Here is a 25,424-nt window from a genome sequence, read left to right on the forward strand (position 1 = left end):
TAGAGTTCTACGTCGGTTTGATAGATTCGGTTGCTTCCTGTTCCTGAGTACTTACAGCCTCCTCGAACTCACGCATGAACTCATCAACCGTGTTTCCCATGATGACGACGGGATTGCCCTCTGCGAGAAGATCAGTCAGCACCTTCTCGGCGTCGTTTCCGTTGTCGTGTCGGGTGACCGGTAGCTCGGTATTCTCAGCGAACGCGCGGGTGTTGGCCCCACCAACGTGGGCGCTATCGATGTGGCCTTGCTCGTAGAGAAGGTCAACATACTCTGCGAAGGAGGCGGTTCGCCCCCGTCGATCTCGTCGGAGATAGACGAACGGCAGTATTTTTTCATCGGGAACGAGTGCCTGGCGCACCATCTCCGTGCTCTCGACATCGTTCACCTGTGCTGCGTTGAATATACGACCGTTCGGGAGTCGCGTCCATTCCGGCTGGATTGCGTCTAAAAACGCTTCGAGTTCGCCCTCGGGGAGCGGCGGTTCGTCGAGAAACGACAGGACCGCGTCAATCGCGTGCGCAGTCTCTGCCCCGATCATCCCCTCGTGCCGGTCGGGAATCTCGACCTGTTCGATAGTACCGCCACGTCGTTCGATCTCCTCTTGCATATAGTCGTGAAGAACAGGATTTTGTTCCCCACTGACGACGTGCGTCCCGGCGGAAATCGACCGTGCGAACGACCGGGCAATTTTGGTTCGCGTTTTACCGAGTGTGTCGTTGTGATCCTGGCGGACATTTGTGAGGACGACGATGTCCGGATTTATCAGTTGCTGATTGATCAGTCGCGTCGTGTATTCGGTGATGCCCTGGTTTTCGAAGATGCCGATATCCTCGGCGGCATAGGCATCGAGCTCCGGAGCGAACTCTCCGATCACGCTGATGTTCTCGTACAGCGTGGTCCGAGGGCCGCCTCGTTCGATCGGGTGAACCTCGCCGTTATGGATGAGCGTCGGGTGGTTCCCGGTAATCTTCGTTAACGTATCGTAGCCCCGGCGATTGAACACGTCGTCGAGGCGACGGGTCGTCGATGTCTTGCCACGGCTCCCCGCCACGGCGATGCGAGTGTCCAGGCGTCGGAGTGCCTTTCGGTGACGGAACCCTCGTTTTAGCTCCTTCACAATCCCGGTCAGACTCGGCTTGCCGACCTCGATAGATCGAAGGGCCCCCCCGCCACTCGTATTCGGCACCGACCATGAACATCGGGAGCGCACCGGCGGCCCGCGTGAGAAACCGATCCAAGGCATTTCTGGCCTCGCTCTCGGTGGGAAACCGATCTGCGCTGTTTGCGAGAGTGCGCTCTGGCGTCTGTAATTGCCACACCCAATTGTTCCGGTCCTGCGGAAGGTCACCACTCGGAGTCGGGTCTTCCCTGACGACCGTTTGAGGATCGGTAATATCCTCGCTTTCGAATGCCTCGTCATCACCAGTGAGCGAGGCAACCGCTCCGCGGACGCTGTCTATAGCCTGTCGGGCCTCTCGTGACGTATCGTAGTGATGTCCGCCGGTTGCAACCACGCGTTCCTGAACGCGAAGTCGCCACGACCAGCCGAATCCCCGTCCATATATTTCGTATGCAGTCGTGCTCATGAGTCATCCCCCGAAAGAACGGACACAGACTGTACCTCGGTCTCGTCAGGTTGGGCGACTGAATACCAGCCTCCAATTCCCACACCGACAACCACCACGAGTATGCCTGTCAGTATGACTGGCAACGTAAGTTCTTGCGGGATACCGAGTGGCTCCGGAGCGGAGAATAGTCGTATGACGAGCACCGCCGGAACGAACACGACAGCTTGGAGAGGGAGAACTAGCCGTCGATCAAACGAACCTGTCACGTGAGCGTTATACGCTGTGATGCCGGCAAGGAAGGCAACGAAAAACGCGGATAGTCCCCGACCAATCGGGAGCGAAAGCGTGAGTGGAACAGCCATGAGAAGCGCAAACGCGGTGGTGGTTCCGAGCAGTACCCGCCCATACCGCAGTGTTGCGTAATTTACTGCCTGGACAAAGCCGAACGCAAGGACTAACAGAATCACGTACATGATGATGAGCCAATAGTTCGTGTTGGCGTAGACTGCCAACAGGACAGCCGTGATGATGCCCACTCGGACGCCGAAGCGGGATCTAATGCGCTCGGATATGATCAGACCGGCAATAAAGAGGCCAGCAATGATTTCCCTCGAAATGACGACCGCTTCTGTTGTGATATCAACGACAGCATTATTATATACCGCAACGTCGGCGGTTGCTGCGAACAACACCGGTGGCGTCACTGTCCCGAATCGGGTAGCGATTCCGGGAGAGACCAGTACCAAACCGAGTACGATCAGCCCGGTGAACAAGCCAACAGTTGCGAGTAAATCGTTCCGGCGGAACTCCGGCTTGATGCTGTGATAGTTGTAGGCCGCTAGACCGGGGAGAATACTGCCAATTAACACGATGATGTCTGCATCGAATCCAACCTGAATCAGACCGAGAATTACCACTAACGGGACTGACGTGCCGATGACGAATGCGGCGAGGAGTTCGTCTCGACCGTAAATGAGGGTTCGTCGTCGAAGATACCAGAGACCGATGTACGCTGCGATAGTACTGAGGACGAACACCGGCAACATCAGGACGTTCTTGAGCGTGTACACCGCGAGGACCGGCACGGTGATCGATCCACCGAGTCGGTAGCCAGTAAACTGTGTCGTCACTGCTACGCCAAGTAACCCTACGACGGCCAACAGCGTAGCAACCCACATTACAAAAAGAAACGAGACTGATACCTAAAGGTCTACGCATATGAACGACTACTACTCGACACTCAAACTGCGTCGAGAACGACCTCGATTCGCCCCACAAGTTCGGCTTCCGAGAAGGGCTTGGCCACAAAATCGTCAGCACCGGCGTCGAGTGCTTGCACGATATCTTCCTCCCGGTTGCGGGACGTCAACATGACGACTGGCAGATCCACGAGTGCGTCGTGATCCCGGATACGTTCGAGGATGGAAAGGCCATCGAGTTCGGGCATCATCACGTCTAAGACCACGAGATCTGGTGGATCGCTGGTCCGTGATCCGAGATGCTCCCAACACGCATCACCATCTGTGAACGCCACCACGTCCCATCCGTTGTCAGTCAGGTTGAATTCGACGACTTCCCGGGTCGTCTCATCGTCCTCAGCAATGACTATTTCGGCGGTCATGTGTGTCTCCTATCCACATGTTGTCGCGGCGACGCTTGGTTCCACGGGTCATTCGTTCCGTTCACCAGTTCGGATTTCGATGCGTGCTCCCTGGTCTGTGGCGGGGACTAAGAGGTCCCACCCGTGTGCTTCCACGACATCGACAACGCTCATGAGTCCGATTCCGATCCCCGACATCTCGTCCGTGTCTCCGTGTGCTTCGATCTCTGCCCGGCTCTTCTCGGAAAACCCTGGCCCGTCATCGGCCACGTAGAACCCCCCCTCGTCAGCGAGGGGGCCAACTTCCACGGTAACGTCGTCGCCGCCGTGTTCGACGCTGTTGCGGAAGAGATTGCCGAACAGTTGCAGCAGTCGTGTCTCATCGGCCTGTATCTCACCAAGCGGGTCGTCTGCGGACAAGGTCGCTTTCGGGGCGTCGGTGTATGACCACGCCTCCTCCACGATTGGTTGTAATTGGTGGGTGCGTATGTTGACTGCCTGGCGATCACCGCGTGCGATCATCAACAACTCGTCGATGAGTTCCTCCATCCGCTCTAAGGACTGTTCGACGCGGTCGAAATGCTGTGACTCGTTCGTTTTGCGGGCGATTTCGAGAAAGCCGACCGCTCCCGTCATTGGGTTTCGAAGGTCGTGTGCCACGACATCGGCAAACTCTTCGAGGCGCTCGTTCTGTTGCTGGAGTGCTTCACCACGCTCGGCCAGTTGTTCTTCCCGTTTGACTGCGGTTATGGCCTCCGTCACCAACGCCTCAAGAAGGCGGAGACTTTCGATGTCGATCTCGTCGAAGGCACGTGGCTCGGTCGCAGAACTCGTGATGATGCCATGATTCCCGCAGGGAACGTGGACCTCTGACCGCAATGGCGTCTCCGGATTGTAGGTTCCTGGTTGTTCGGTTAGGTCCTCGTAGTACCGGATTTCGCCACTATCGAAACTCTCCCAAATGAGTGCGTCACCTCGCTCGAACGTCGGGGCCTCCCCGACTATCCGTACTGCTTCGTCTGTTTCAACCGCCGCAGATAACACGTCGTCGTCAGCATCATACTCCCAAAACGCACTCACCGGGAGATTGAACAACTCGACGACCATCTCCATCGTGATCTGTGCGACGTCCGTCGTCGTTTCAGCCGTCAGCAACCGCTGTGATACTTCGTGCAGACCTTCCAGGCGTTCTTCGAACCGCTGCCGTTCGAGTTCGTACCCGGCCCACTGTCCGAGAAGCTTGATCACCTCTCGTTCGCCGGCGGTGAATTCCCGGTCACGGTCGTGTGGGGCCGCAAAGCAGAACGTCCCGTAGAGGGTCTCCCCGACCATGACCTTCGTTCCGATATAACAGCCTAAGTCGAACAGTTCGTACGCCGGGTCGTCGTCGCCCAACTCCGCTTGTGCGTCCTGCATACCGACCAAATCGTCGCTTTCGATGGTTTTCCGGCAGTACGACTGTTCCAGCGGTGCGGTTTCGTCTGGCTGGAGCAGTGTATGATCGCCAACAGCGTGTACAATCTCTTGTGTGTCTTCCTCTATTCTCGACAGGAACCCAAACGGCAGATCCAGGTACTCACACCCAATGGAGAGGATGCGCTCGGCTTTTTGTTCGAACGTGAGAGCGTCCTCTGCACCAACTTGATAGAGTTTGGCCAGCACCTCCTGTTTTTGTTCTGCCGCTCGGGCCCTCCGCTCGCGGTCTGTCACATCCCGGACCACGCCGACAATATCGTCAGTGCCGTCGTCCCGGATATGTTTCGAGACGCGAACGTCTACCATCTGTTCGGTTTCCTGATCAATTTCGAAGGTCAGAATTTCATCCTGGATTTCTCCGTCGGCAATGGAGTTGATGGTTGTAACGAATCGATCAAACTCGGCGGATTCAACCAGTCCTGATTCAACCAGCGTGTCGAACGTGTTGCCAACCAGTTCGTTCCGCTCACGTCTAGTCAATGAGCAAAGCGAGTCGTTGACGTAGGTGATAGTCCCGTCCAGATTGACGACGAAAACGCCGTCTCGAACAGCTTCGATGATGGATCTATAGCGGCTGGTAATCTCTTCGCTGCCCCCCCAAGCGCCGTTATGGGGGCCTGTGTCCATGGATGAACTTTCCACTAATTCATCATAGATGTTTTCATCGACGGATCATAACGTTATGAAGAGGGATACCCACCAGTGGAGACCTAGTATCACAGCATTTGCTACGAGTTGTGAGAGAACATCTGTAACTATGTAAGGATATTGAGGGGATGGGGTGAACTCCGACTAAGTTACGCGTTATAGACTAGTCGAAATGAATCCCGGAATTACGAATCTAAATTTGAGAATCGAGTCTCAATTACCGAGGACTGTTTATGTTCTACAAGCCCCCGAACGTGGATACGCGAGCCGTCGTGGTTCTAAAACAGTACCGCGCTCGGGGCGTGAAAGGTGAACTCTACGGACGTCTCGATGATTATATCGAGGATCATGACTCGGACGCAAAGGAGAAAGATATTGTCTGCGAGATGGAGCCTGTTTACACGCAGGATGCGGAAGAGCGGATAACAGGGGCTGACGACTTCAAGCGGCTCAAGTTCGAGGGGACACAGGAACTGACTCCTGTCGAGGAACACGCCGACAATGAGGATGCTACCGATGCCGACCGACAGACGGTCAGTCGAACGTATGAAATCAAACCTACCTCAGATAACAAATGGGAGCCTGACTTTGTTCGGTCGTTCATGCCGAACGGTAACTGGAAGTACGGCCAACTGAGTGAGGACGAGTTTGATGATGTCAAGCTGACCCTCGAAGAGGATGGATCGCAAATCACGTTCTCACTGTGGAACGCAGATATACGGATGCGGCGTGAGCTTGACCCCGAAGAGGATGCCCTGGATATGGATGGAGGACACCCGACTGCTGACTCACTGTCGCCGCGGGCTCGGGAGGTTGCGAACGTGGTACTCCCACCCGAGGCTGATGGCCCAGATAATGACGATTCACTGCTCTGAGAATCGCGCCAGAAGACCCATCAAGACCGAAAAACAAGGGTTAGATCCCACCTGAACCGATGAGCATACTAAGAATCGTCAACCCTGCCCCCGTGATCCGCGGTCATTACGGGACACTATGGCATGAATCTCAGCATCCCATCGGGTACATGATCACCCTGATTATCGTCCCGTTGTTCCTCGCGGCCGTTGTCGGTCAGTTCTTGACGGTGACGTGGGAAATAGTCGGGTTCTTGACCGTATTTTACGGTGCAGTGTTGGCGTTATCGGCGCGTTCAGCGTTCAACATTCCAAACGCTCTTGGGTAGAGGATTGTTGGTCAGGTCTCAGCAGTCGCTGGAAGTCACAGCGGGCAAGGGTGACGCGACCGCGTCACCCGACGAACGATGTTCCCAATCAAGACGTTCGTCTCGGAGTGTCAAGCCGCGAACCTGCTCCAACAGGTTCGCTGGCGTAACGGCGTCTATTGCCCACGCTGCCGTGCCGAATCTGTGATTCGGTACGGCAGCTATCGGGTGTTTCAGCGGTATCTCTGTAAGAATTGCGACCGCACGTTCAACGATCAGACCGGCACCGTCTTCGAACACTCGGCGGTGGCACTCAGAAAGTGGTTCCTCGCGGTCTACACCTATATCCGCTTCAACACGAGTCTCAGACAGTTAGACGTAGAACTCGATGTTTCGTACAAGACGATCTACCGGCGCGTCCAGCGCTTCCTGCGAGCGCTGGACGCGCCTCGGCCACAGCTCAAAGGCCCCGTCGAAATCGACGAATTCTACGTGAAAGCGGGACGAAAAGGCCGCGAGCGCGACCAGCCGTCGCGCTCGCGTGGCCTGTCCACGCGCGGACGTGGAACATACGCCGAAGACAAGCCACCTGTGTTCATTCTCGTGGATCGTGGGACTGGACGGCGGTACGTGATCCCAGCGAAAGCCGCCGATGAATCGACGATTCGACTCCTGCTGGCCGACCGCCAGCAGGAGTCACTCACCGTCTATACTGACGGCTTTCGGGCGTACAACCCGCTAGACGAAGACGACGCATTCACACGTGAATACGTCGTCCACGGCGATGGCGAGTACGTCGATGAAGACGTTCACGTGAACACCTGCGAGAGCCACGCGTCGCTGGCGCGACGGTGGCTCTCGCCGCATCGGGGTATCTCCAAAGATCGACTCACTCCGTATCTCCGAGCACTTCAGCTCCGCCGTGGAGTCCTCAGAAAACCAGGGAAGGAAGCACTGAAAACCATCCTCGAAACTGTTCTGTGATCTACCAACAATCTACGCCACAAGAGCGCATTCCAAATATTGGCGAGGCAGATGGCGAACGGGAGGCCGAGGCGCTTCAGCAGCTGCGCAGGACAGCGATGTACGCGGTGTTCCTCGGCCTCGTTTCATTTCTCACCTCGCTAATTGTCGCGGGGGGCCACTTCATCGTCCGTCAGAACCCGTCGATTGTCGAGTGGGCGCAGGCGAATCTGATGACGCAGGTGGTTCCACCTGTCCTGACGTTCACGTCGACAGTCCTCATCTTCCTGCTGGTACACTACCTGTTCACGCTCGGAGTCTTGTTCAGGTGGCTGTACCTGATGGGAGAAGCAGGCTCCCTGTAACTGGTATCAATCGACGACTTCCCAGATGAACTTGTTACCCGCCCATTCGCTGCACCAATCTTGGCCGCTGAAACTTTGATAAGTCCGCACGACCGATTCGCGCGATGTATTCAGCAAGCTGGATCTATCAGCCACAGAGGTAGATGGTGATAGAATGTATGGAAACTTCTGCTAATTATCACAGCCCGGCTAGCAGGCTCGCGAACTGGTCGAGTCTGTCGTCGAGACGCCCGGGCGTGTAAACGGCCTCCTGACGTTCATAGTACTGCGAGAGTTCGGAGGCACTGTCAGAGAGCGACCCAGGCTGGCAATCGGTCGCAATAGTGAGCGAGCACACGGGTGCGTGCGACCGCCGGATCTGGTCGATGACCTCGTCCGTCGAGGAGGGGTTGTCATCCGTCACGGTGATTATCAGCGGCTCGTCGCGTTGTGCTTCGACGAGTTCACGGGCGAGGCTAACCGCATCCGCGAGGGGCGTCCCGCCACCACACGTCGTATCGAGGAGATTCGCCTGGACGTGGCGAGTGTCTATACTGAATGGTTTCACGAGGCGTGCATCGCCACGGTAGAAGTCGGTGATAGCGACACTAATTCCGAGGTTCTCGGCAGCGAGTGCAAATCGAGCGAGTGCTTGCGTCGCGATCTCAATCTTCGGTGGTGACCCTTGACGCATCGACCCAGAACGATCGAGGACGAGGACGAGCGCGTACTGCTTTTCGTCCCCAAGGGTTCGGGATTTGCACACGCGAGGGTCGCCGATTGCGAGGCGATGACCGGCTCGCGAATCGTACGCCCCGGAAGACAGGCCACGCCGCACGCTTTTGCGGCGGTCGAGCCGGAGGTACATCTCGAGGGTGTCTGCGACTTGATCCGCCCCTTCTTCGATAGCGCCCCACTCACGAGGAGGGGCGAGGTCGTCGCTGATGGGGAGGATATCAAGGTCGTCCAAGCTTCCAGGCCCACCCTGTTGCCCGCCTCCTTCACTGTCCCGTTCTTCTCCATTCTGTGTGTGCTGGCGCGCGGATCGTTCGAGCTGGTCAGCGAGCGCGGAGAGTTCTTCCTCGAGGGCCTGTTCGTCGATGCCTTCGCGCTCGGACTCACCGTGGGCAGCGCGTTCGTCTCCGGCGAGGGCATTCTCGTAGGTGGCTTCGTCTTCGTCGGGTGACCTCGTCGAACTCTCGGCGTGGGCAGGCCCCTCCGGGATGTTTGGTTCCGATTCAGCGTCTGATTCGGCTTCGGGCTCTGAACCGGACTCCGATTCCAAACGTGCGTCAGTGTCCATGTCCTCCGCCGCCGCGCCACTGCTCGCTGTCTCGGGCGTCGAGGTCTCCGCTTGGTCCGACTGCTCTGCCTCATCCAACCCGTCCGAGGAATGCTCGTCGTCACCCTCGCCTGCGCCCGGATTATCGTCGATCTCGTCTTCGCTCGTATCGGGACTTTCGCTCTCGTGATCGTCTTGGGTATCGCCGCCAAATTCCCCGAGAGTGAGCTGGTCTTGGTTCTGTTGCTGAGTGTCGATGGAGCTCGACGCGGCGGACTTCGGGACGTCACCCGCGTCCTCCTCGGGCGACGGTGACTTCGACGGCGCTTCTGTCTCGGAAGAACTCGTCTCCTGGTCCGGGTTCTTTCCCTGTTGTTCTTGTTCGCGTTGTCGGGCGCGGTCGGCGGCCTGCGCGATGGCCTGGGCTCGACTCGACGGTTCGGAGTCTGACTCGGCCTGCCCCCCATCCCCACCCCCAACCCCGTCTCTGACATTACCCTCACCGTCGGTGTCGTCTCCCCCGTTTTGAGCGGCCTCAGTTCTCTCCTCATCGGCTTCTGCGTCACCTGCGTCTTCACCATTCCCGTGGTGGTCCTGTACGCCCTCGCCGCTGCTGGGGGCCTGCTCATCCTTCTGTTCGCCTTCTTCCCCGTGACCCTCCTCTCCCTGATTGTCGATCTCGTCGACGTCGGTGCGGTCGGGGTCGTCCGTGACCGGCGGTTGCTCGAAGATGTTTTGGTGGGGGTCACTCGTTGCTTCCCGCGACAGTGAGACGTCAGTCGGATCGAAGTCATCGGTAAGTTGTGTCGGGGACTGAGGCTGTGACGTCCCTTTTGAGCCTTCGTCTGGACCAGCGTCTCCTTCGGTGTCCTGTAGGCACTCGTTTCCACTGGAGATTTTGTCGCCTGCGTCAGGGTCGGATGGCGTCTCGAGCTGTTCTGCGGCCTCGCCACCCTCGTCCCCGCTGGACTGGTCTTGCTGCCCGCTTTCGTTCTCGTCACCGGCCCCCTGTTGGTTGGCTTGGGCGTCCTGTTCCTGCTCTTCTCCGTCCTCTTCGTCGGCCTCGAGGACGGGCTGAATGTGGTCGGTCCAGGTCTGGATAACTCGTCGCGCTCGACGGATCGAGGCGGTCTTGTCGTGGTTGTGAGTGATGTCTGAGCGGTCGGCGCTCCGAATCGCGTGTACGTCATCAGACAGCGTACACAGTTCCGAATGAATTGTCTCGAATGCGTCCCGATCCGCACCACTTTTGAACTGTATGCGAGTGTCGTCTTCGTCGAGGAGAACGTCAGTCGTCCCCGTCGGATAGATGGCCTCGTCGTACAGACAACTCGTGACGGCGTCCCAGAAGGAGTAGCGGATTTCTTCCCCATCAGGGATGTCTTCGGGCGTCTGCGAGTGGAGTCGTCGGGTGAGTTCGAGCCGGATACCGGCGTTATCGGTGAAATTCTTGCCGTGGATGGCTTCGGACTCGATTGCGCCATCCTCGACAATGTTGATGAGGTCGTGAACTTGGGCGTGGTATTTGGCATCGACCTCGGTCTCGAGGAGTTCCGAGATGGCTGTGATGGCTGTCTTAAGTATGTGGAGCAGTTCGTGAAAGGCCAATCCGAATTGGTGGGCGTGGTCGGCGGTGAGCTGATCGTTGAGCGGGATTCGTGTGAGGTCAGCCTCGTTCCCGGTCACCAGTATCAGATAGTCGGCGTCGACGCCGGCGAGCAACTGTTCGGCCTGAGCGCGTTCGATTTCGGTCGCACCCGAGGAGACGATCGCATCGACGTCGACGGGGAGAACAGCAGCGGTCTGGACGCCGGAAGAAATGACGACATCGACGGTCACATCCCTGGGTAAGTGACCGAGGATGAACTCTCGGAGACGATCGGCCCGCTGTGTAGAAATTCGCGATCTCACAGCGGCGTCGGGTTTGAGGTCGTCTGTGACCTGATGGCGTTGAACTGACATGGTTGGAATAGGATCGAGGCGGGACGGACGGGTACTGGACAGAGCGTGCTGCCCCCTCACCGTCACGGGGGCGCACAAACAGGCGGTGCTGAGTCCACTGGTGAGTTGTCAATCCTCTATTGATATGTCCCAGGACCCACAAGCCAGAGGGGAGAGTCGTCATCTGATAAAAAAGGCGTGCAAGATGGAGAGCATCTATCCAGCATATCAATGATATTTGTTTCACACTAACTCAGTCGAACCAGCTGTAAGACCTACTCTGCTTAGTGAGCGCTTGATACATGTAGCTATTGGCCCGGACCATTCACGAACTCTCCTTGATCGTTGGCTCTGTTGAAACCCATAGTAGGAAGGCTCTGGCAAAGTCTCGAAGTACGATTTCTTCGAGAGGACTTTCTTCGGATCCGGGAATGAGACTATCATTTAAAACCCTCAAAGTCCAATATTCGGACGTTATGGACCCTCAAGAAACCAAATCCCGTCTGGAATCCAGGTTACAATCCGCCGTCGAAGACAACTCTAAGCTCCACTCCGCATACCTGTTGGTTCATTCCGACAGCCGTGACCTTCACTGGAATCTAGCAACTGGTCAGACAGATGGTGTCGAAGCCGATCCAGAGCAATCGTACTACGCAGCCAGCATTGGCAAGACCTTTACCTCAACAATCGTGGCTATGCTCGCCGACGACGGGCAACTACGCTTCGATGACCCGATCTCAGAGTACCTGCCGGAGCCACTTCTTGACGGTCTTCACACGATCGACGGCACAGACTACACGGATGATATCCGCATCCGCCATCTCCTCGGTCACACGTCTGGACTCCCTCATTCCCTTCCCGAAGGCGGGAAGATGTTCTTGAACACGCGATTGGAAGAATCCCCCGAGGGGAACACACTGTTCGACGAGATGTTAGCGGAACCGGATCGGATATGGGAGCCGGAAGAGACGGTTGAGTGGGCAAAACAAAATCTGGAGCCGCACTTCCCGCCCGGCGAGGACTGCTACTATTCGGAGTTCGGGTACAACTTGCTCGGATTGATCATCGAAAACGTAACTGAGCAACCGTATCACGAGGCGCTAGCGGAGTTCCTCTTTGATCCGTTGGGGATGGAGCATTCGTACTTACCGCCGTTCTCTGATCCTGCTGTCGAAAGTGAGCTTCCCACGGCACCGTTTTACATCGACGAGACGAGAATCGATGTGGATGAGATGCCCTCGTTGAGTGCATTCTACGCTGGAGGGCAGACGGTAAACACTGCAGAAGAACTATTCCGGTTCCATCGAGCCTTGGTCGGGGGGGAGCTCGTCGCCGAGGAAACGCTCCAGGAGATGCAGCAGTGGAACAAACTGTGGCAGGGAATCGACTACGGCTACGGCATCGTCCGTATCCGGCCGTTGCCGTTCCTCAAACGCTTCCACTCGTGGGGTGGGTTGGGCGCGAGCAGTGCGTTCATGCTGTACAATCCCACGATTGACGTCTATCTGATCGGGAGCTTCAACCAATGGTCGTATATGCGGAAGAGCATGAGGTTCCTCCTCCGAACGCTGCGTTCGATCTCGAAGGTGGAGAAATCCGAACAATAGCGTTGGAGAGGATGAAACCCGCACTGTTCGAGTTCACAGTCAGGAGCCTTTGTACCAACGGTGGGCATATCAGTTAGTAATCGATACGGTGGCTACACCAACCGATCTTAACCGGCTTGATCGACCCAAACTCCTCGTGCAAGACTCGCGCGCTGCATCTTGCATGCGGTGCGAGAAACCTCTATTACCTGATATCTGAAGAGACAGGACAATCGCATCAACCGACAGTTGACGAACCATTACAGGTAGTTGTTGAGCGTTTCGTAGGCGTCCTCGGGATACTGGTTTGGTTCGGCGACTCCCCAAAGCACCCCCTTGACGGCAGCCTTTGGGTACACTCCGTCTTCGATGTGTTCACAGAGAATAGTGAGATTCCGCGTCGAGAGCGTCGGCCAGGACTCGTTCTCCCGGGTCTTGTGGGCGAACTGGACGATCTTTGTGAGCGTCGGTCGGTCCACGACGGGCTCGCCGCTGTTCACCTGCCTGTCGAGCGTATCCACTTCCTCCTCGACATTCTGGATGTAGGGCTGCTCGAACGAACGGAAGCGGCCTCTCGTTGCCGAGTTCATTGGCTCCGAATCCCGGTACTCGCGGGTCGGCGGGTTCATTGTGATGACGAGGCGGGCCGACGGGTGTGGCTCGACGAGTTCACCGTGACTCTTCACCAGGAGCGTCCCCTCGTTCAAGAGTCGGTGTAACGCGATGGCAGCGCCGGCCTGCATGACGGGGAACTCGTTGATGACAATCGTATCGCCGTTCAGGAGACCCTGTTTCACGGCGCCGTTGCGAGGAACGATGACATCGCCATCAGGGACGAGTGGACCGAAGAGGTCCTCGGGTTCGGTCGCCCGGTCGACGTCGATTGACTGATAGCCCCGGTTCGTCTTGTGGCACAGATACTTGAGAAGGTAATTCTTCCCCGACCCACGCGGCCCGACCACCCGAATCGGGATGAGGCCACGGGCGAGTTTCTTCGCGATGAGTTCGTCGAGTGGGAGCTGGAAGCGTGGGTCGATCGGGACGGCAGGTGGGACGACCTCGCCGTTGTCGTCGACCGGGAGTGCGTCATAGGCTGCATCGGGGTGAGTCGCGGCCTTCGGGACGCTCGGGTAGTGGGGATCGTCGAGGATGTGCAGGCCAGTGGGGACGGGGCTCCTGGCGTTGCGGCCGATATCGGAGACGTACATTCCGCGCTCGTCGTCGGGCTCCCACCCCTCGGAGTGGTACTGGGGTTCACCGACGGAATCGGTGACGAGCGAGAGGTCGGTGACGCGAGCGGCAGCCCGTTCGGTGTCGGGGTCCATCCGCTGGTCGTAGTAGGTGGCGGCGTTCTTCGCGAGGCGGAGTCCAACGGGGACGTGCGTGGCGGCCTCTTTGAGGAGGTTCTCGGCGCGGCTCTCGGTGAGCGTGCTGGTGAGGCCGGCGATGTCGTCAACGTTGGCGTCCGCGAGCGACTCGAAGGCGTCGTACCCGGCGTCTTGGAGGGCGTCATTAATCGTGTCGGTCACGACTTCGATCATGCGGAAGTCAACGTCGGTGTCTTGTTGGAGTTCGCCGAAGGCATCGGTGATGACCTCGGGTTCCGTCCCCTGTGGTGAAACGCCGGTGATGGTGGCGTTCCCGCTCGAAGAGCGATCTAGCGTGTAAATACCGGCGTCGTCCCCCTCGTCGATGAGGTCGGCGGCGTCCTGGTCGGAGAGGTCGACGTAGTCGGACACTCGTAGCGCCACTCGCTCGACAGGGACGTTGCCTCCTTCACGCTGGAGGAGTCGGTTCACGAGGTGTGAGAGGACAACCTGGCCTTCGGGAGTGGTGTCGCCACTCGCGGTGGATGCTGAGGACATGAGTTCTGGTGGTCGAGGCGTTCTATCTGGGTCTTTCCAGCCCCTTCACCTGTCGGGGGGCGACAAAAATGGCGTTCCACCGTCAGAGAGCGTGCAACGGTCGGCTTCTAGAATCGAATTCCGAATAGAGAGACGAGGCACGACTCTCGATTATAAAGAGCAAGGCGAATACCCGCGCCTTTAGGCCTGTCTCTTACCCACAAATCGAGTCGTTGCCGAGGTCAATAAATCCGATCGAAACCTCGATATCTACAGATTTAACACTCCTATGGAACGATTTTGCTAATCCCGTGTACCACATTCAGTAACCCCCTACCGCCGAGATCATCGCCCGGATCACTCCTCGCCTCGATCTTCCGATTGCAGATTGGGTTCGACAGCGTCTGAAACGTCTGTTTGGGACTCCGTGAACTTATGGGTAAGAGACAGGGCTTTAGGCGCGGGATGAATTCGACAACCCATTCCACAACCCACCATGCCTTGTTTTGCCGCTAGCTGACTGTAGTTTCAGACGCTCTCACAGGAAAATACCGTCAAGCTAACCGGGAATTGGACGCCGTCTGGCGATATGGGATCGCTCAGACGGCTCGCTCGGATGTGTCGAGATCTTGCCAAACAGCACGTAGATGACCCTGACGTACCCGCCGCGCCGAACGGCGCGGACGGGTACGCCAAGTGGACACAGATTGCGTTGATTTTGTTCCGCGTTGAGTTGGAGAAGAGTCTTCGTGAGACTGAAGACTACCTCAACGAGATGCCCGGTATCCTCGCCGTATTTGATCTCAACGAGGCACCACACTACAGTTCGTTCTGCCGGTGGGAAGACGAGTATCGGATGCGTGAACTCCGCCGCCTGCTCCGCGCTTCGGCGGAGCAGGCGGGCTGGAGTGGTGAAGCCGCAATCGATGCAAGTGGCTTCCAGCGTGATCAGACCAGCTATCACTACCGTGACCGTGCGAACTACTCGTTCCAGTCGATGAAGACAACCATCTTGATCGACGTGAACTCGCTAGCGATCAAAGACGTTCATTTCACGACACAGAAGGCGTGGGACGGCCACATCGGGATGCAGGTCTTCCGCCGGAACGCGGAAGACCTGCGTGTATTGTTCTGACGCGAACTACTCGTGGGGCGAACTCCGTGAGGAGTGTCGCTCGAACTCAACGCGACCACTGATCAAGCACAGGGAACAAACACCGTTGCAGAAGGCCCACAACGCCCGAATGACCGAGGATTACAACCAACGCTGGATGAGTGAGACGGGCTTCTCGCAGTTGAAAGAAGACGACGGCGAGAAGCTCCGCTCCCGGAGCTGGCACGGCCAGTTCCGGGAGCTGACTCGGAAGTGCATCGTCCATAACCTAACGCAGGCGGCGAGTTAGGGCTCGCCGCCTGCTCCCCTTCTCCGGACGTATCCGGGAGAGGCATCGCCGTCGTCACCGAAACAACGAAGCAAGATACCATAGTTTTGACCCTTCGGCAACCGCTGTCAGTAACAGCCGCTGTATCTTCTGACTGTAAGAACGCACCTCTGACAGCGTGAGACTACAAACAATCGACCCTACCCCGTCGCTGTCTTGCGTTCAACAAGGCAACCCACCATCTATGGCAGGGCCGGATATTCCACCAGTCTCAACCCATACTTTTACAACAGAAACAAGTATAAGTGATTATACAGGCGTTCAAGATGCTGGAAGTCCACCGAACACACCAAGCGAAAATCCTCAACCACCAGCAGGTAGAGGAACCGCTCAACCGGCACGGGTGGTCGGCCAGCAAGCTCTGGAACGTCGCTAACTACCACTCCCGAGAAGTGTGGGAGGAAACGGGCGAGATTCCCGACCACGGCGACCTCAAAGACGAGTTGAAGACCCATCCAAAATACAAGGGACTGCATAGTCAGTCCAGTCAGCGCGTTCTGGAGGAACTCGCTGAAGCCTTTAACTCGTGGTACGGCAAGAGGCAGTCCGATGATCGCGCGAATCCGCCCGGCTACTGCAAGAAAAACTACTACGACAACGACGGCAACCGCGTCCACGAAGAACACCCCCGTTCGACGGTGACGTGGAAACAGAACGGCATCCGCCACGACACGAAGAACAACCGTGTCCGACTTTCGAAAGGCGCGAATCATAAGGAACACCCGAAAGCGTGGGAGTACATCCTTGTCGAGTACGAGACGCGCCCCGGCGTCACCGTCGAGAACCTACAACAAGTTCGCGCGGTCTATCATAAGTCGAATGAACGGTGGGAGCTGCATCTCGTCTGCAAAGACGAAGTCGAGATGCCCACCGCACCCGGCAACGAAACGGCGGGTATCGATCTCGGTATCAGCAACTTCGCTGCCGTCGCCTACAGCACCGAAGACGCCGATCTGTACCCCGGCAACCGCCTCAAACAAGACGGGTACTACTTCCCGAAAGAAATCGCCAAGTGCGACGACTCGGGTGGCAAACGGGCCACTCGACTGCATCACAAGTGGTCGGAACGCCGCACCCACTTCTTCCATTCCTTAGCGAGACACATCGTTGAACAGTGCGTCGAGAAGGGTGTTGGGCGAATAAATGTCGGAGACTTGGAAGGCGTCCGCGAGGACGAAGACGGCGACTCGAAGAATTGGGGTCGGCACGGCAACCTTGACTTGCACGGGTGGGCGTTCGACCGCTTCACGTCGATTCTCACGTACAAGGCGAAGGTCGAGGGAATCGAAGTCGTGGAAGTGTCAGAGCGCGATACGAGTAAGACGTGTTGCGTGTGCGGTAGAGAAGACGATAGTCAGCGTGTCGAACGCGGCTTGTACGTGTGCGAGGAGTGTGATGCGGCGTTCAACGCTGACGTGAACGGGGCGGAAAACATCCGCCACGACATCAACAATAGCGAAAGTAACTCTGAGTCTTCGGCCAGTTTGGACGAGGATAGGAGTACCGGCTGGTTGGCACAGCCCGGAGTCTACCTTCACGACTTGTCCAGCGGATTCCAACCGCAGGCACAAGTGGTAGACTGCAAACCCTAATATCCCAATCCAGCGGTGCGGTGCCGTGGGATTCCTCCGCGTTCACGCGGAGGAGGATGTCAATACTCCATTCGTCTGATTGTTGAAAGAGTGGTTATCTAGAGAATTGATATCTGTTCTCGACGGTATCCGCGAAATCGAACGCCTTGACTAACTGAACGTGATTCTCGTAGCTGTGTTGAGAGAGTGCTCGCTCAATCCCACGGAATGCGGCTCTGTCGTTCGTGTAGATCGCTATCGAGTTTGTGAGTCCGTCTTCCAAGAGCGTAGCAGCCGCCCCACCTACTTCTGCATCGGCTTGCTCTATCGTATGCTCGGGACGCTCGGTTGCGGCGGAGATATAGTGTCGAACCATATCCATCGTGGCTGAAACGACGGGGTTCGAGTAATCAACTTCATCCAAGACCTGCACCCAGCCGGATTCTATCGCATCGTCAATTGGAGGTTGGTCGTAGGGATAGGACTCTGGCGTGAGTTCTTCGTATACTCGCTGCGGGACCAAGAGAACGATATCGTGTTCGGTCACTGCTCGCTCAAGCAGGTCAATCGTCTCGTGGCGCTCGAAGCGAATGAAGAGATTCGTGTCAATGAGGTGGCTCTCGACATCGGGAAAGAGGTGTTCCGGCACGGTTACTACTCGCCGATTTGCTCGTCTACGTCTGCATCCAACGCCTCGATATCGATTTCCGTCGAAATCTCGTCCTCTACATCAAGGAGGATTTCCTGGAGTTCCTGGAGGATTGTTTCGGCTTCGAGGACGGGGATCTCCTGCTCTCGAGCCATGATCCGGGCAGTCATCTCCGATTTCGTGTAGGCCCGAGCGTATTCGATGGCCGTCGCCAGACCGCTGACTTCGTGGCGTTCGACGTAAAGTTCGATATTGTCGTTTGAGTCGCGTTGAGCCAGGGCAACGAGAAGCGTCGGGGTGATTTGAAACGTCTCTTCCCCGGTCTGTATGGTCATATCGACCCGACGAGCGCTATATCGGTGCGGCTGAGAGTCCGTCACGCGCTTGAGGACACCGATTTCCACGAGATGCTTGACATCCTCGTAGACCGTGGTTTGAGAACTCGCAGAACGGCTTGCGAGCTCCTCTACAGTGGGGGTGTCGAGTTCGAGTACCCGAGCGTACAGACGTGCCAACCGTTCGTTCTGGATCACGTCAGAAACTGCCAGCATCGTATCCAACGGGTGCGAACCCGAGAGAGCTGATTCGGCCATATATTTTAATTTCCGCGGAATACATAAAGTTGTATCGGTGGGCTAAGTGGTGCTTCCAACCGTTGATTGAGGGGTTTGTTATTCCTCAAACCGGAGAAGAGACTCATTATTTGATAGAACCGTGTGTAAGAGGTAGAAGATGTATGCAGCACGCGCCGATTTGAATCTCTACTGACCGGATCTCAATATCCTCAAAAGTAAGTTTATTAACAAGCAAAATAATACTACTTAAGACAAAATGACGTTTTCATTTGATACCACCTATAAAAATTTGGACCCAAGCCTCTATTCGAGAGTAACGCCGAAAAGTATCGCTAATCCAGAAATTGTAGTTCGTAATGACGGGCTCTGTGCTGATCTTGGATTGGATCCAGCGGAACTCAATGCTACCATTCTAGCAGGCCAAGACCTCTTGGAAGAACCAATCGCCCAAGCATATGCAGGCCACCAGTATGGGAGCTTTACCGTCCTGGGCGATGGAAGAGCGATGATACTCGGCGAACATGTACGCGATAGTGATAGATACGATATCCAATTAAAAGGCTCCGGTCGAACGCCGTACTCCGGGAGAGGCGACGGCAACGCAACTGTCAGCTCGATGCTCAGAGAGTATCTGTATTCATATGCGATGCGGAATCTACACATGAAAACATCGAGAAGCCTAGCTGTCCTCGAAACTGACGAAGCGATCCGACGACGGCGGAAGGAACCTGGAGCCATTCTTGTCCGAGTGATGAACAGCCATATTCGATACGGGACCTTTCAGTATGTTGCAAGCCGAGCAGCCGACGAACTACAGCGATTCACTGACTACGTTATCGACAGACACTACCCACAGCTAACTGCAGCGGATCGTCCATACCTCGATTTCTTTGATGCAGTCATGCAGTCGTCGATTGAGATGGTTGTCGACTGGCTGCGTGTCGGATTCGTTCATGGCGTGATGAATACCGACAACATGAGTATCGATGGAGAAACATTTGATTACGGGCCCTGTGCGTTCATAAATTACTATGATGAGGATGCGGTCTTCAGCTCGATCGACAAGCACGGGCGATATGCCTTCGGCAACCAGCGACCCATTTTGCGGTGGAATCTCGAACGTCTCGCAGAGGCGCTCCAACCGCTGTGTACACGAACGGCGCTCACGTATGATGAACTCGAAAGTAAACTGGACGAATTTGACGATCGATTTGATGCACAATACTACACGATGATGCGAAAGAAGCTGGGGATCACCTCGGATGATGAGGAAGCACTCGTCGATGAATTCCTGGAGTGGCTCCGCAATTCGAACGCAGACTATACCAATACGTTCCTCGAATTAGAGACAACCGGTACGTTTGATGACCCAGCGTTTGCAACTACAGAATTCGAACAGCTCAGAGATAAACTGGCTGCTGTCGGCCTAGATGAGGAGTTGATGCAGGAGGCCAATCCGCGGTACATTCCCCGCAACTACCTGGTTGAACAGGCATTGGACGAGTATCTCGAAACTGGGACTCTTTCCACATTCGAACGGTTATTGAACGTGCTGGAAAACCCCTATATATCGAAGGATATGGGTTCACAATTCCAGCAACCACCGCCACGAGAATTCGATACGGAGTATACAACGTACTGTAATACGTGAGCCAATAGTACCAAAGTAGATATACTCATCAACTCGCCATTGCTCAGGCGAGGACACTATCATCGGGCAAACGGCAGTTACTGTTGATGAACTGTTGGGCATCGCCGATTGAGAGAGCAGTATTCACAAATGCAAGACTCGCGCCCTCCATCTTGCACGCGGTGAGAGAATTATCTGCTATCTAATATTTGAGCGTATGATTATGAACTCACGAATCCACAGTTGAATGACCACTTCGTTCACGGTGAATCAGGAGATGTCACCGAGTCGTCGCTGAAGCTGATCCTGCACTCGGTGTGCTTGCTGATCCGAGAGGTCGGCCTCTGTATCGACGCTGATGCCCGGGATATCGACGATGTCTTCGAGAGAGTCACTGAGCGTCTGCTGATTCTCGGGAAGGACATGCTGGGAGTCGTCGTCCGTCCGCCGGTCGTGCTCTTGCATGGCGAGTTGGATCATCATCGCTGGCTTTCTGAACAACTCGCCAGCGACCTCAAGGTACTCCTGATAGGTATCCGAGGCCATCGATCCCTCGTATTCCTGTAGTACCGCGATGAGCAAGGAGAGCTGAAGGTTGAACACAGTTGGTCGCGAGGAGGGCTTTGCGATCGAGATCGCTCGGTCGGCGGCCCGCTCTGCGTATTTGAATGCGATCCCCCAGTAGGTGTAGCAGTCTTCGACGGAGAAAGGGAGGTCCTCAAAGTCGTACGCGATGGCCCGTGTCCGACGAATAGCGGTATCGACCTCGATCATCCGAGTGTCGATGTCGTCGTAGATAGAGCGCCACCACTCGCTAATCGGGACACGGCCCTGACTGCGTTCGTGATCGGCATTCGTGGCTTTCCCGTAGTGCCGCCGTGTGTACCGTTCGCCCATATCGGGAAGGACGGTCCCGCTGTCGGGGAAGAAGAGGACAGGTCGCGCCCAGAGCGTCTGCGTGCCTCGGAAGTCGTACCCGGTCTGGAAGCCGCCGTAGATGATGGTCTCCGATCCTTCCTCGTCTTTGTTGGAGTCCTCATCGGAGTCGCTATCGTTACTAACAGCGATGGTGATGCCGTCTTCTTCGACGTCGTCTTCGATGTCCCCCTGATCGCCGGAGACGAGGTGACGGAGGCTCGGGCAGATGACGACCATCTTGAACAACCCACCCCAATCGCGGTAGGACACCCACCCGAAGGGATTGGTTTCGCCGCGCTGCTGGAGTGCACTGATGATGGGGAGATACGCCTCCTGTGGGTTGATAATGGAGTACGAATCCGAGGCGATCTGCCACCGGAACTTAACATCGTAGCCGAGCGCGTTCAACGCCTTTCGGCGGTCGTCGACGATATCTTGATGATCATAGACACGCACGACTGCGTCGGCCTCACTCGCGGCGGCGAGGTCTTCGATCGAACTTCCGGTATAGGATTCGAGTGCGTCGACGTCGAGGCCATGCACACGGCGGATGACGGCAGTGTCGACACGCCCGGATGTCTCGACGAAATCGTTGGTCGCCCAGAGTTCACCGGAGCTCGCCTTCGGGAGGGCTTGGATAGCTTCCTTAAACGAGCGGGAGTTCGCTGCCGAACACCGGGTTTCCGGTGGAACTTCATCGGGATATTCCCGGGAGTCGTTCTCAGTGAGGCCGACGAATTTTCGGTCTGTCTCTCGGGTTAGGAGATCGGCAAGCGGAAGGGGCGGGCGGTCGGTATCGGTGCGACTGGCGCTAGTATCGTTCTCGTCCCCACTGGTGTTCTCGGTCTCGTTCTCGTTCGAGTCGGAGCCGGGGGAGCGAGGCTGGCTGGAACTGGATTTGGATTCTGTTGACATGGGTGAGTCCTCGGTATCGAAAATGCCGCGGGAGTACGCACACGGCTGGGAGTGAACGGAGAAAACGCAGAGACGAGACGGCCGATCCCGTATCATGGGAGTTTGCCGCACAGTACTACAGCTACGAAGGGGAGTGGAGCGTGGAGAACCGCTAGAGCCGAGAGGAGAAAGATGGGGGGTGGTGGAGAGCCCGAACAGAATCCGTCCCGGTGGTCGTCAATCGACGCGCGGAACGCTTGGAGTGTTCTGTTTGGACATCCGATCCCCCCACCGAACAGGGGGGAACAAACAGGTGAGAGGGAAGCCGAGTCGGTCAGGCTGCTGTGGGTTACTCGTCTGCCTCACTAAGAGTACTTGTGAACGTCTGCTGGGCGGTGTCGCCCCGAGTGTTGGACATCTCCGAGAGCGACATTTCACGGGTGTCGTGCTCGGGGATGTGCTCTGTACCGCCGAAGTACTGGACGAAGCCGGGGCGAGCGTTAGGGATTTTCTTCGCGGATGCGTCGCTGATGCCCGCGAGCTGGGAGTGATTGCGCCCATAGCAGACCCAGGCTGCGAGTTCGCCCATCGAGTCGAACTGCTTGACGAGCGTACTGCGGGCGTTCGAGGGAATGTCGAGGCCTTGAATTCGATAAAGTGTCCCCGAAGCGACGGCGTCGCTGGCGGGATCTTCCTCACCGCTCCAGATGGCTTTCAGCCGTCGAAGGTTCTCGCGACGGTTCCCCGACTGCCACAGAACCTCCGCGTACTTCTCGGCGAGAGCGATCTCCGCGGCGTACGTGATGGACTCTAGGTCGGCATCCTCGAGATCGGGAACGTCTTCGGGGCCGGGGGCGGTGTTTTCGGGGTAGTCGCGACCGTCGATGGCCTCGACGTACTCATCTGAGCGGTAGTCTTGACGTTTGATTTCCCAGGTATCGTCGGTTAGTTCACGCCGGACGAAGTTCTCCGCGAATAGGTGGTAGTGTTCGACAGCGTAGTCCACGCCTTTGAGCGGGGCGAGGAGTGCGATAGCGAGTTGACTGGCCTTCTCGTCAGAGGCGTCAGGCCCCCAGTCGAATCCGCCGGGAGCGAGTCGGTGGACGAACAGATGCTTGTCGAGCAGGTTATCGCCAGCGTAGACGAAGTTTCCGCCAACGCCTCGTTCGCCTTGGTACGGTTCGTTCTTCCATTTCGTTTTTCGCGAGTAATCGGTTTTTGCTGGCATAAGATTAAGTCTGAAGGTGGGTTATCCATCAGCGGATTGGTGGGACTGCGACGGGTCCGAGGCGGGTCGTGCCTCGGTCGATGGTGTGGGACTCGGTTGTGATTGCTCTAGGTTGGTCGGAGACGAATGGTGAACCTGCCCCGAGGTCAAGCCTCGGGGCTTCCTGCTTCTACGACGCGCTTTGCATTCACCCGCGAAGGAGTGAACGTAGGGAGCGCAGTCTCCACAGGCGTTGATTCGGAGCGTCCCGCCCCTAACTGCTTGCAACCGCGTGAAAGGATGTTCTTCGCCGCATTTAGGTCCCGGTCCTCCTCGTGACCACACGCCGGACACGAGTGCTGCCGAACCCAAATCGGCTTGTCCGTCTTGACACCACACCGCGAGCATTCCTTGGTCGTCCCTGCCGAGTCTACCTTCACGACGTGCGTGCCGTGCAACTCTCCTTTGTACTCTAAGAGCGTCAAGAACCGCGACCACGACGCATCCTGTTTGTTCTTGGCCGATTGAGACGTTTCCATCATCGGCTTCACGTCGAGGTCTTCGACAGCCACCATGTCGTACTCCCGAACCAGCCACGTCGTCAACTTGTGCTGGAAGTCCAGCACCACCCGCTTGATACGACGCTTCGCCTTGGCGACCTTCTGACGCTGTTTCTCCCAGTTGTTCGACCCATACTCTTTCCGGTCGAGTTTCCGCTGTTCGCGTGCGTAGCGGTCGTACTCGTCGGAGAGGTCGAGCATGTCCACAGCGAGGTTGTCGCTGGTGTGGATATACGACTGGATGCCGAGGTCCACGCCTACGCAGTCGGCTGGAGACAGGTCGTCGGGATTCGGTTTCTCGGGGAGGCTGTCGTCCGGGCGTTCGGTGACGAGACAGGCGAACCATTCGCCCGTCAGCTCCTTTTTGAGAACGACGCGCTTGATGCTCTCGGTCGGCGGCAGGTCGCGGTGTGCGCGAATCTGAATAGTGCCGATTTTGGAGAGTCGGAGTGACACGTATCCGTCGCGGCCCGTGGTGTGATTCACGTCGTAGCCTTCGGACTGATACGCGACCGATCGCCGCTCTCCGCTCCCCTGCCATTTGAGCCGTCCAGTTTTACAGCCCTTGTACCGCTTTTCTCGGAGGATCTTGATGTTCTTGTGAACTTCAGAGATGGTTTGTTGGGCGGCATGTGCGGACACGTCCTTGAACACGGGCCACCGCTGTTTCCAGTCGGTGAGTTTGTTGTGCTGATCGAAAGAACTCGGACGGTTGCCCGGTTCGTGGGAGTAGTAGTCGCGGACGGCGTGGTTGCGGATCTGCCGGTGAAGTTCTATGTGACGCCACGCTTCGCTGGCGGTTTCCTCATCAGGGCAGGCGCGACAGCGAAGCGTGACGTTCATAGGTGTTACTCCAGCCGTTCGACGGTGAGTTTGACTCTATCCCCGGATTCGATGCCGAGTGTTTCTCGGACTTCTTCGGGGATGGTGACTTGCCCCCGGTCGCGGACGGTGGGGTAACATTCCATCTCTGTCTGATCCATACTGATTTAATCGTACCCAATCCAATTAATGACGCCGATTCGGTGGGCCTGTGGGCCGGGCGAAACCCATCGTCGGTTGGTTGGCTATAGTCGGGATTCACCCTCGTCAAGCCCCGAGGCACTCTCCCTTGATTTCTGTAGATGATGTACTCGTCGTCATCGGCAAGTGCCTCGAGAACGCAGGACGCGCAGCCCGCGTAGTCGTCTGGCCAGCTGTCGAGTCTATAGAGTGAGTTCGTCTCCCAGCGACAGTACGGACACTTCCGCTGGGTTTCAGTTCTCGTATCGATAATCGAGAGAGGAGCCGCGTAGCGTCCAGGAGCCATCGATCGAGTAACTACCCAAGAGCCAAATCGCTGTTCGTGGTCGGGTCAGTCCCGGTATGTGCCCCAACGGTGGTCTCGTCGTTTGCTCCGTCAGGACTGAGATCGAGGCAGTGTTCGCCGATGGCGGTCTCCGGTTCGTCCGGGTGGAATACCCGGATAGTGAGTGCATCCTCGGAACGATCGACAGAAACGATGAACGTCTCGCCAAGCCGTATATCTGCATAGGTATCGCCGTCGCTGAGGGAGGTTAGC

At 56.8% G+C, this 25,424-nt stretch carries 19 protein-coding genes and 1 pseudogene; 8 read left to right on the top strand and 12 right to left on the bottom strand.

Annotation, left to right across the window (positions count from 1 at the left end):
* Positions 1 to 7: 7 nt before the first annotated feature.
* From RJT37_RS19805 to RJT37_RS19820, 4 genes are all read right to left on the bottom strand, one after another.
* Positions 8 to 1,189: a Mur ligase family protein gene (locus RJT37_RS19805; protein WP_313690626.1), complete on the bottom strand. Its 1,182-nt coding sequence runs from the start codon at positions 1,187 to 1,189 to the stop codon at positions 8 to 10.
* Between the two features lie 396 nt (positions 1,190 to 1,585).
* The gene (locus RJT37_RS19810; protein ID WP_313690628.1) at positions 1,586 to 2,749 is read right to left on the bottom strand and encodes a poly-gamma-glutamate biosynthesis protein PgsC/CapC; all 1,164 of its coding nucleotides are present in this window, start codon (positions 2,747 to 2,749) and stop codon (positions 1,586 to 1,588) included.
* A 62-nt stretch (positions 2,750 to 2,811) separates the two neighbouring features.
* The gene (locus RJT37_RS19815; protein ID WP_313690582.1) at positions 2,812 to 3,192 is read right to left on the bottom strand and encodes a response regulator transcription factor; all 381 of its coding nucleotides are present in this window, start codon (positions 3,190 to 3,192) and stop codon (positions 2,812 to 2,814) included.
* A gap of 48 nt (positions 3,193 to 3,240) precedes the next feature.
* A complete protein-coding gene (locus tag RJT37_RS19820) occupies positions 3,241 to 5,274 on the bottom strand; it encodes a GAF domain-containing protein (RefSeq protein ID WP_313690630.1) in 2,034 nt (677 codons plus the stop codon).
* Between the two features lie 254 nt (positions 5,275 to 5,528).
* Between RJT37_RS19820 and RJT37_RS19825 the strand changes: the two genes are divergently transcribed.
* The 3 genes from RJT37_RS19825 to RJT37_RS19835 all read left to right on the top strand — a co-directional run bounded on the left by RJT37_RS19825 (position 5,529) and on the right by RJT37_RS19835 (position 7,785).
* Positions 5,529 to 6,170: a hypothetical protein gene (locus RJT37_RS19825; protein WP_313690631.1), complete on the top strand. Its 642-nt coding sequence runs from the start codon at positions 5,529 to 5,531 to the stop codon at positions 6,168 to 6,170.
* A gap of 386 nt (positions 6,171 to 6,556) precedes the next feature.
* Positions 6,557 to 7,441 carry an IS1595 family transposase gene (locus RJT37_RS19830; RefSeq protein WP_313690633.1) on the top strand — a complete coding sequence of 295 codons (885 nt, stop codon included), beginning with the start codon at positions 6,557 to 6,559 and terminating at the stop codon, positions 7,439 to 7,441.
* Positions 7,438 to 7,785, top strand: a complete 348-nt coding sequence (locus RJT37_RS19835) for a hypothetical protein (RefSeq protein WP_313690635.1) — start codon at positions 7,438 to 7,440, stop codon at positions 7,783 to 7,785. The genes RJT37_RS19830 and RJT37_RS19835 overlap by 4 nt, the downstream gene beginning before the upstream one ends.
* 178 nt (positions 7,786 to 7,963) lie before the next feature.
* On the opposite strand, the gene RJT37_RS19840 is transcribed toward RJT37_RS19835, so the two are convergent.
* On the bottom strand, positions 7,964 to 10,885 hold the full coding sequence (locus RJT37_RS19840) for a VWA domain-containing protein (protein WP_313690636.1): 2,922 nt from the start codon (positions 10,883 to 10,885) through the stop codon (positions 7,964 to 7,966).
* Positions 10,886 to 11,463: 578 nt separating this feature from the next.
* Between RJT37_RS19840 and RJT37_RS19845 the strand changes: the two genes are divergently transcribed.
* Positions 11,464 to 12,594: a serine hydrolase domain-containing protein gene (locus RJT37_RS19845; protein WP_313690637.1), complete on the top strand. Its 1,131-nt coding sequence runs from the start codon at positions 11,464 to 11,466 to the stop codon at positions 12,592 to 12,594.
* A gap of 239 nt (positions 12,595 to 12,833) precedes the next feature.
* On the opposite strand, the gene RJT37_RS19850 is transcribed toward RJT37_RS19845, so the two are convergent.
* The gene (locus RJT37_RS19850; protein WP_313690638.1) at positions 12,834 to 14,438 is read right to left on the bottom strand and encodes an AAA family ATPase; all 1,605 of its coding nucleotides are present in this window, start codon (positions 14,436 to 14,438) and stop codon (positions 12,834 to 12,836) included.
* 568 nt (positions 14,439 to 15,006) lie between these two features.
* Between RJT37_RS19850 and RJT37_RS19855 the strand changes: the two are divergent.
* A pseudogene (locus tag RJT37_RS19855) lies at positions 15,007 to 15,820 on the top strand (IS5 family transposase).
* Positions 15,821 to 16,125: 305 nt separating this feature from the next.
* Positions 16,126 to 17,451, top strand: coding sequence for an RNA-guided endonuclease InsQ/TnpB family protein (locus RJT37_RS19860; RefSeq protein WP_123124803.1), 1,326 nt, complete (start codon positions 16,126 to 16,128; stop codon positions 17,449 to 17,451).
* Positions 17,452 to 17,545: 94 nt separating this feature from the next.
* Here the strand turns inward: RJT37_RS19860 and RJT37_RS19865 are convergent, their stop codons facing one another.
* Both RJT37_RS19865 and RJT37_RS19870 read right to left on the bottom strand, forming a co-directional pair.
* Positions 17,546 to 18,079, bottom strand: coding sequence for a PIN domain-containing protein (locus RJT37_RS19865; RefSeq protein ID WP_123124677.1), 534 nt, complete (start codon positions 18,077 to 18,079; stop codon positions 17,546 to 17,548).
* 5 nt (positions 18,080 to 18,084) lie between these two features.
* Positions 18,085 to 18,672, bottom strand: coding sequence for a DUF7437 domain-containing protein (locus tag RJT37_RS19870; RefSeq protein WP_123124676.1), 588 nt, complete (start codon positions 18,670 to 18,672; stop codon positions 18,085 to 18,087).
* Between the two features lie 238 nt (positions 18,673 to 18,910).
* Between RJT37_RS19870 and RJT37_RS19875 the strand changes: the two genes are divergently transcribed.
* Positions 18,911 to 20,305 (top strand): protein adenylyltransferase SelO, encoded by a 1,395-nt coding sequence (locus RJT37_RS19875; RefSeq protein ID WP_313690642.1) that lies wholly within the window; start codon positions 18,911 to 18,913, stop codon positions 20,303 to 20,305.
* 249 nt (positions 20,306 to 20,554) lie between these two features.
* On the opposite strand, the gene RJT37_RS19880 is transcribed toward RJT37_RS19875, so the two are convergent.
* The 4 genes from RJT37_RS19880 to RJT37_RS19895 form a co-directional block, all read right to left on the bottom strand.
* The gene (locus tag RJT37_RS19880) at positions 20,555 to 22,117 is read right to left on the bottom strand and encodes a hypothetical protein (RefSeq protein ID WP_313690644.1); all 1,563 of its coding nucleotides are present in this window, start codon (positions 22,115 to 22,117) and stop codon (positions 20,555 to 20,557) included.
* A gap of 328 nt (positions 22,118 to 22,445) precedes the next feature.
* Positions 22,446 to 23,324 (bottom strand): DUF6166 domain-containing protein, encoded by an 879-nt coding sequence (locus RJT37_RS19885; protein ID WP_256309296.1) that lies wholly within the window; start codon positions 23,322 to 23,324, stop codon positions 22,446 to 22,448.
* A 146-nt stretch (positions 23,325 to 23,470) separates the two neighbouring features.
* Entirely contained in the window at positions 23,471 to 24,706 is a 1,236-nt protein-coding gene (locus RJT37_RS19890) for an RNA-guided endonuclease InsQ/TnpB family protein (RefSeq protein ID WP_123124672.1), read from the bottom strand.
* Between the two features lie 5 nt (positions 24,707 to 24,711).
* Complete coding sequence (locus RJT37_RS19895) at positions 24,712 to 24,846, bottom strand: AbrB/MazE/SpoVT family DNA-binding domain-containing protein (protein ID WP_120083811.1); 135 nt, start codon at positions 24,844 to 24,846, stop codon at positions 24,712 to 24,714.
* 382 nt (positions 24,847 to 25,228) lie between these two features.
* Here RJT37_RS19895 and RJT37_RS19900 point away from each other — a divergent pair, with 382 nt between their 5' ends.
* Positions 25,229 to 25,423 (top strand): hypothetical protein, encoded by a 195-nt coding sequence (locus tag RJT37_RS19900; protein WP_147270979.1) that lies wholly within the window; start codon positions 25,229 to 25,231, stop codon positions 25,421 to 25,423.
* Position 25,424: the final 1 nt, after the last annotated feature.

This window comes from Halobellus marinus (genome assembly GCF_032113415.1).
In the GTDB taxonomy this organism is placed as follows: domain Archaea; phylum Halobacteriota; class Halobacteria; order Halobacteriales; family Haloferacaceae; genus Haloquadratum; species Haloquadratum marinus.

What these genes read in the sequence shown, in the direction of transcription:
- RJT37_RS19810 (WP_313690628.1), bottom strand. Translation starts at nt 2,749, where the DNA reads ATGTGGGTTGCTACGCTGTTGGCCGTCGTAGGGTTACTTGGCGTAGCA.
- RJT37_RS19815 (WP_313690582.1), bottom strand. Translation starts at nt 3,192, where the DNA reads ATGACCGCCGAAATAGTCATTGCTGAGGACGATGAGACGACCCGGGAA.
- RJT37_RS19820 (WP_313690630.1), bottom strand. Translation starts at nt 5,274, where the DNA reads ATGGACACAGGCCCCCATAACGGCGCTTGGGGGGGCAGCGAAGAGATT.
- RJT37_RS19825 (WP_313690631.1), top strand. Translation starts at nt 5,529, where the DNA reads ATGTTCTACAAGCCCCCGAACGTGGATACGCGAGCCGTCGTGGTTCTA.
- RJT37_RS19830 (WP_313690633.1), top strand. Translation starts at nt 6,557, where the DNA reads ATGTTCCCAATCAAGACGTTCGTCTCGGAGTGTCAAGCCGCGAACCTG.
- RJT37_RS19845 (WP_313690637.1), top strand. Translation starts at nt 11,464, where the DNA reads ATGGACCCTCAAGAAACCAAATCCCGTCTGGAATCCAGGTTACAATCC.
- RJT37_RS19850 (WP_313690638.1), bottom strand. Translation starts at nt 14,438, where the DNA reads ATGTCCTCAGCATCCACCGCGAGTGGCGACACCACTCCCGAAGGCCAG.
- RJT37_RS19860 (WP_123124803.1), top strand. Translation starts at nt 16,126, where the DNA reads ATGCTGGAAGTCCACCGAACACACCAAGCGAAAATCCTCAACCACCAG.
- RJT37_RS19870 (WP_123124676.1), bottom strand. Translation starts at nt 18,672, where the DNA reads ATGGCCGAATCAGCTCTCTCGGGTTCGCACCCGTTGGATACGATGCTG.
- RJT37_RS19875 (WP_313690642.1), top strand. Translation starts at nt 18,911, where the DNA reads ATGACGTTTTCATTTGATACCACCTATAAAAATTTGGACCCAAGCCTC.
- RJT37_RS19880 (WP_313690644.1), bottom strand. Translation starts at nt 22,117, where the DNA reads ATGTCAACAGAATCCAAATCCAGTTCCAGCCAGCCTCGCTCCCCCGGC.
- RJT37_RS19885 (WP_256309296.1), bottom strand. Translation starts at nt 23,324, where the DNA reads ATGCCAGCAAAAACCGATTACTCGCGAAAAACGAAATGGAAGAACGAA.
- RJT37_RS19890 (WP_123124672.1), bottom strand. Translation starts at nt 24,706, where the DNA reads ATGAACGTCACGCTTCGCTGTCGCGCCTGCCCTGATGAGGAAACCGCC.
- RJT37_RS19895 (WP_120083811.1), bottom strand. Translation starts at nt 24,846, where the DNA reads ATGGATCAGACAGAGATGGAATGTTACCCCACCGTCCGCGACCGGGGG.
- RJT37_RS19900 (WP_147270979.1), top strand. Translation starts at nt 25,229, where the DNA reads ATGTGCCCCAACGGTGGTCTCGTCGTTTGCTCCGTCAGGACTGAGATC.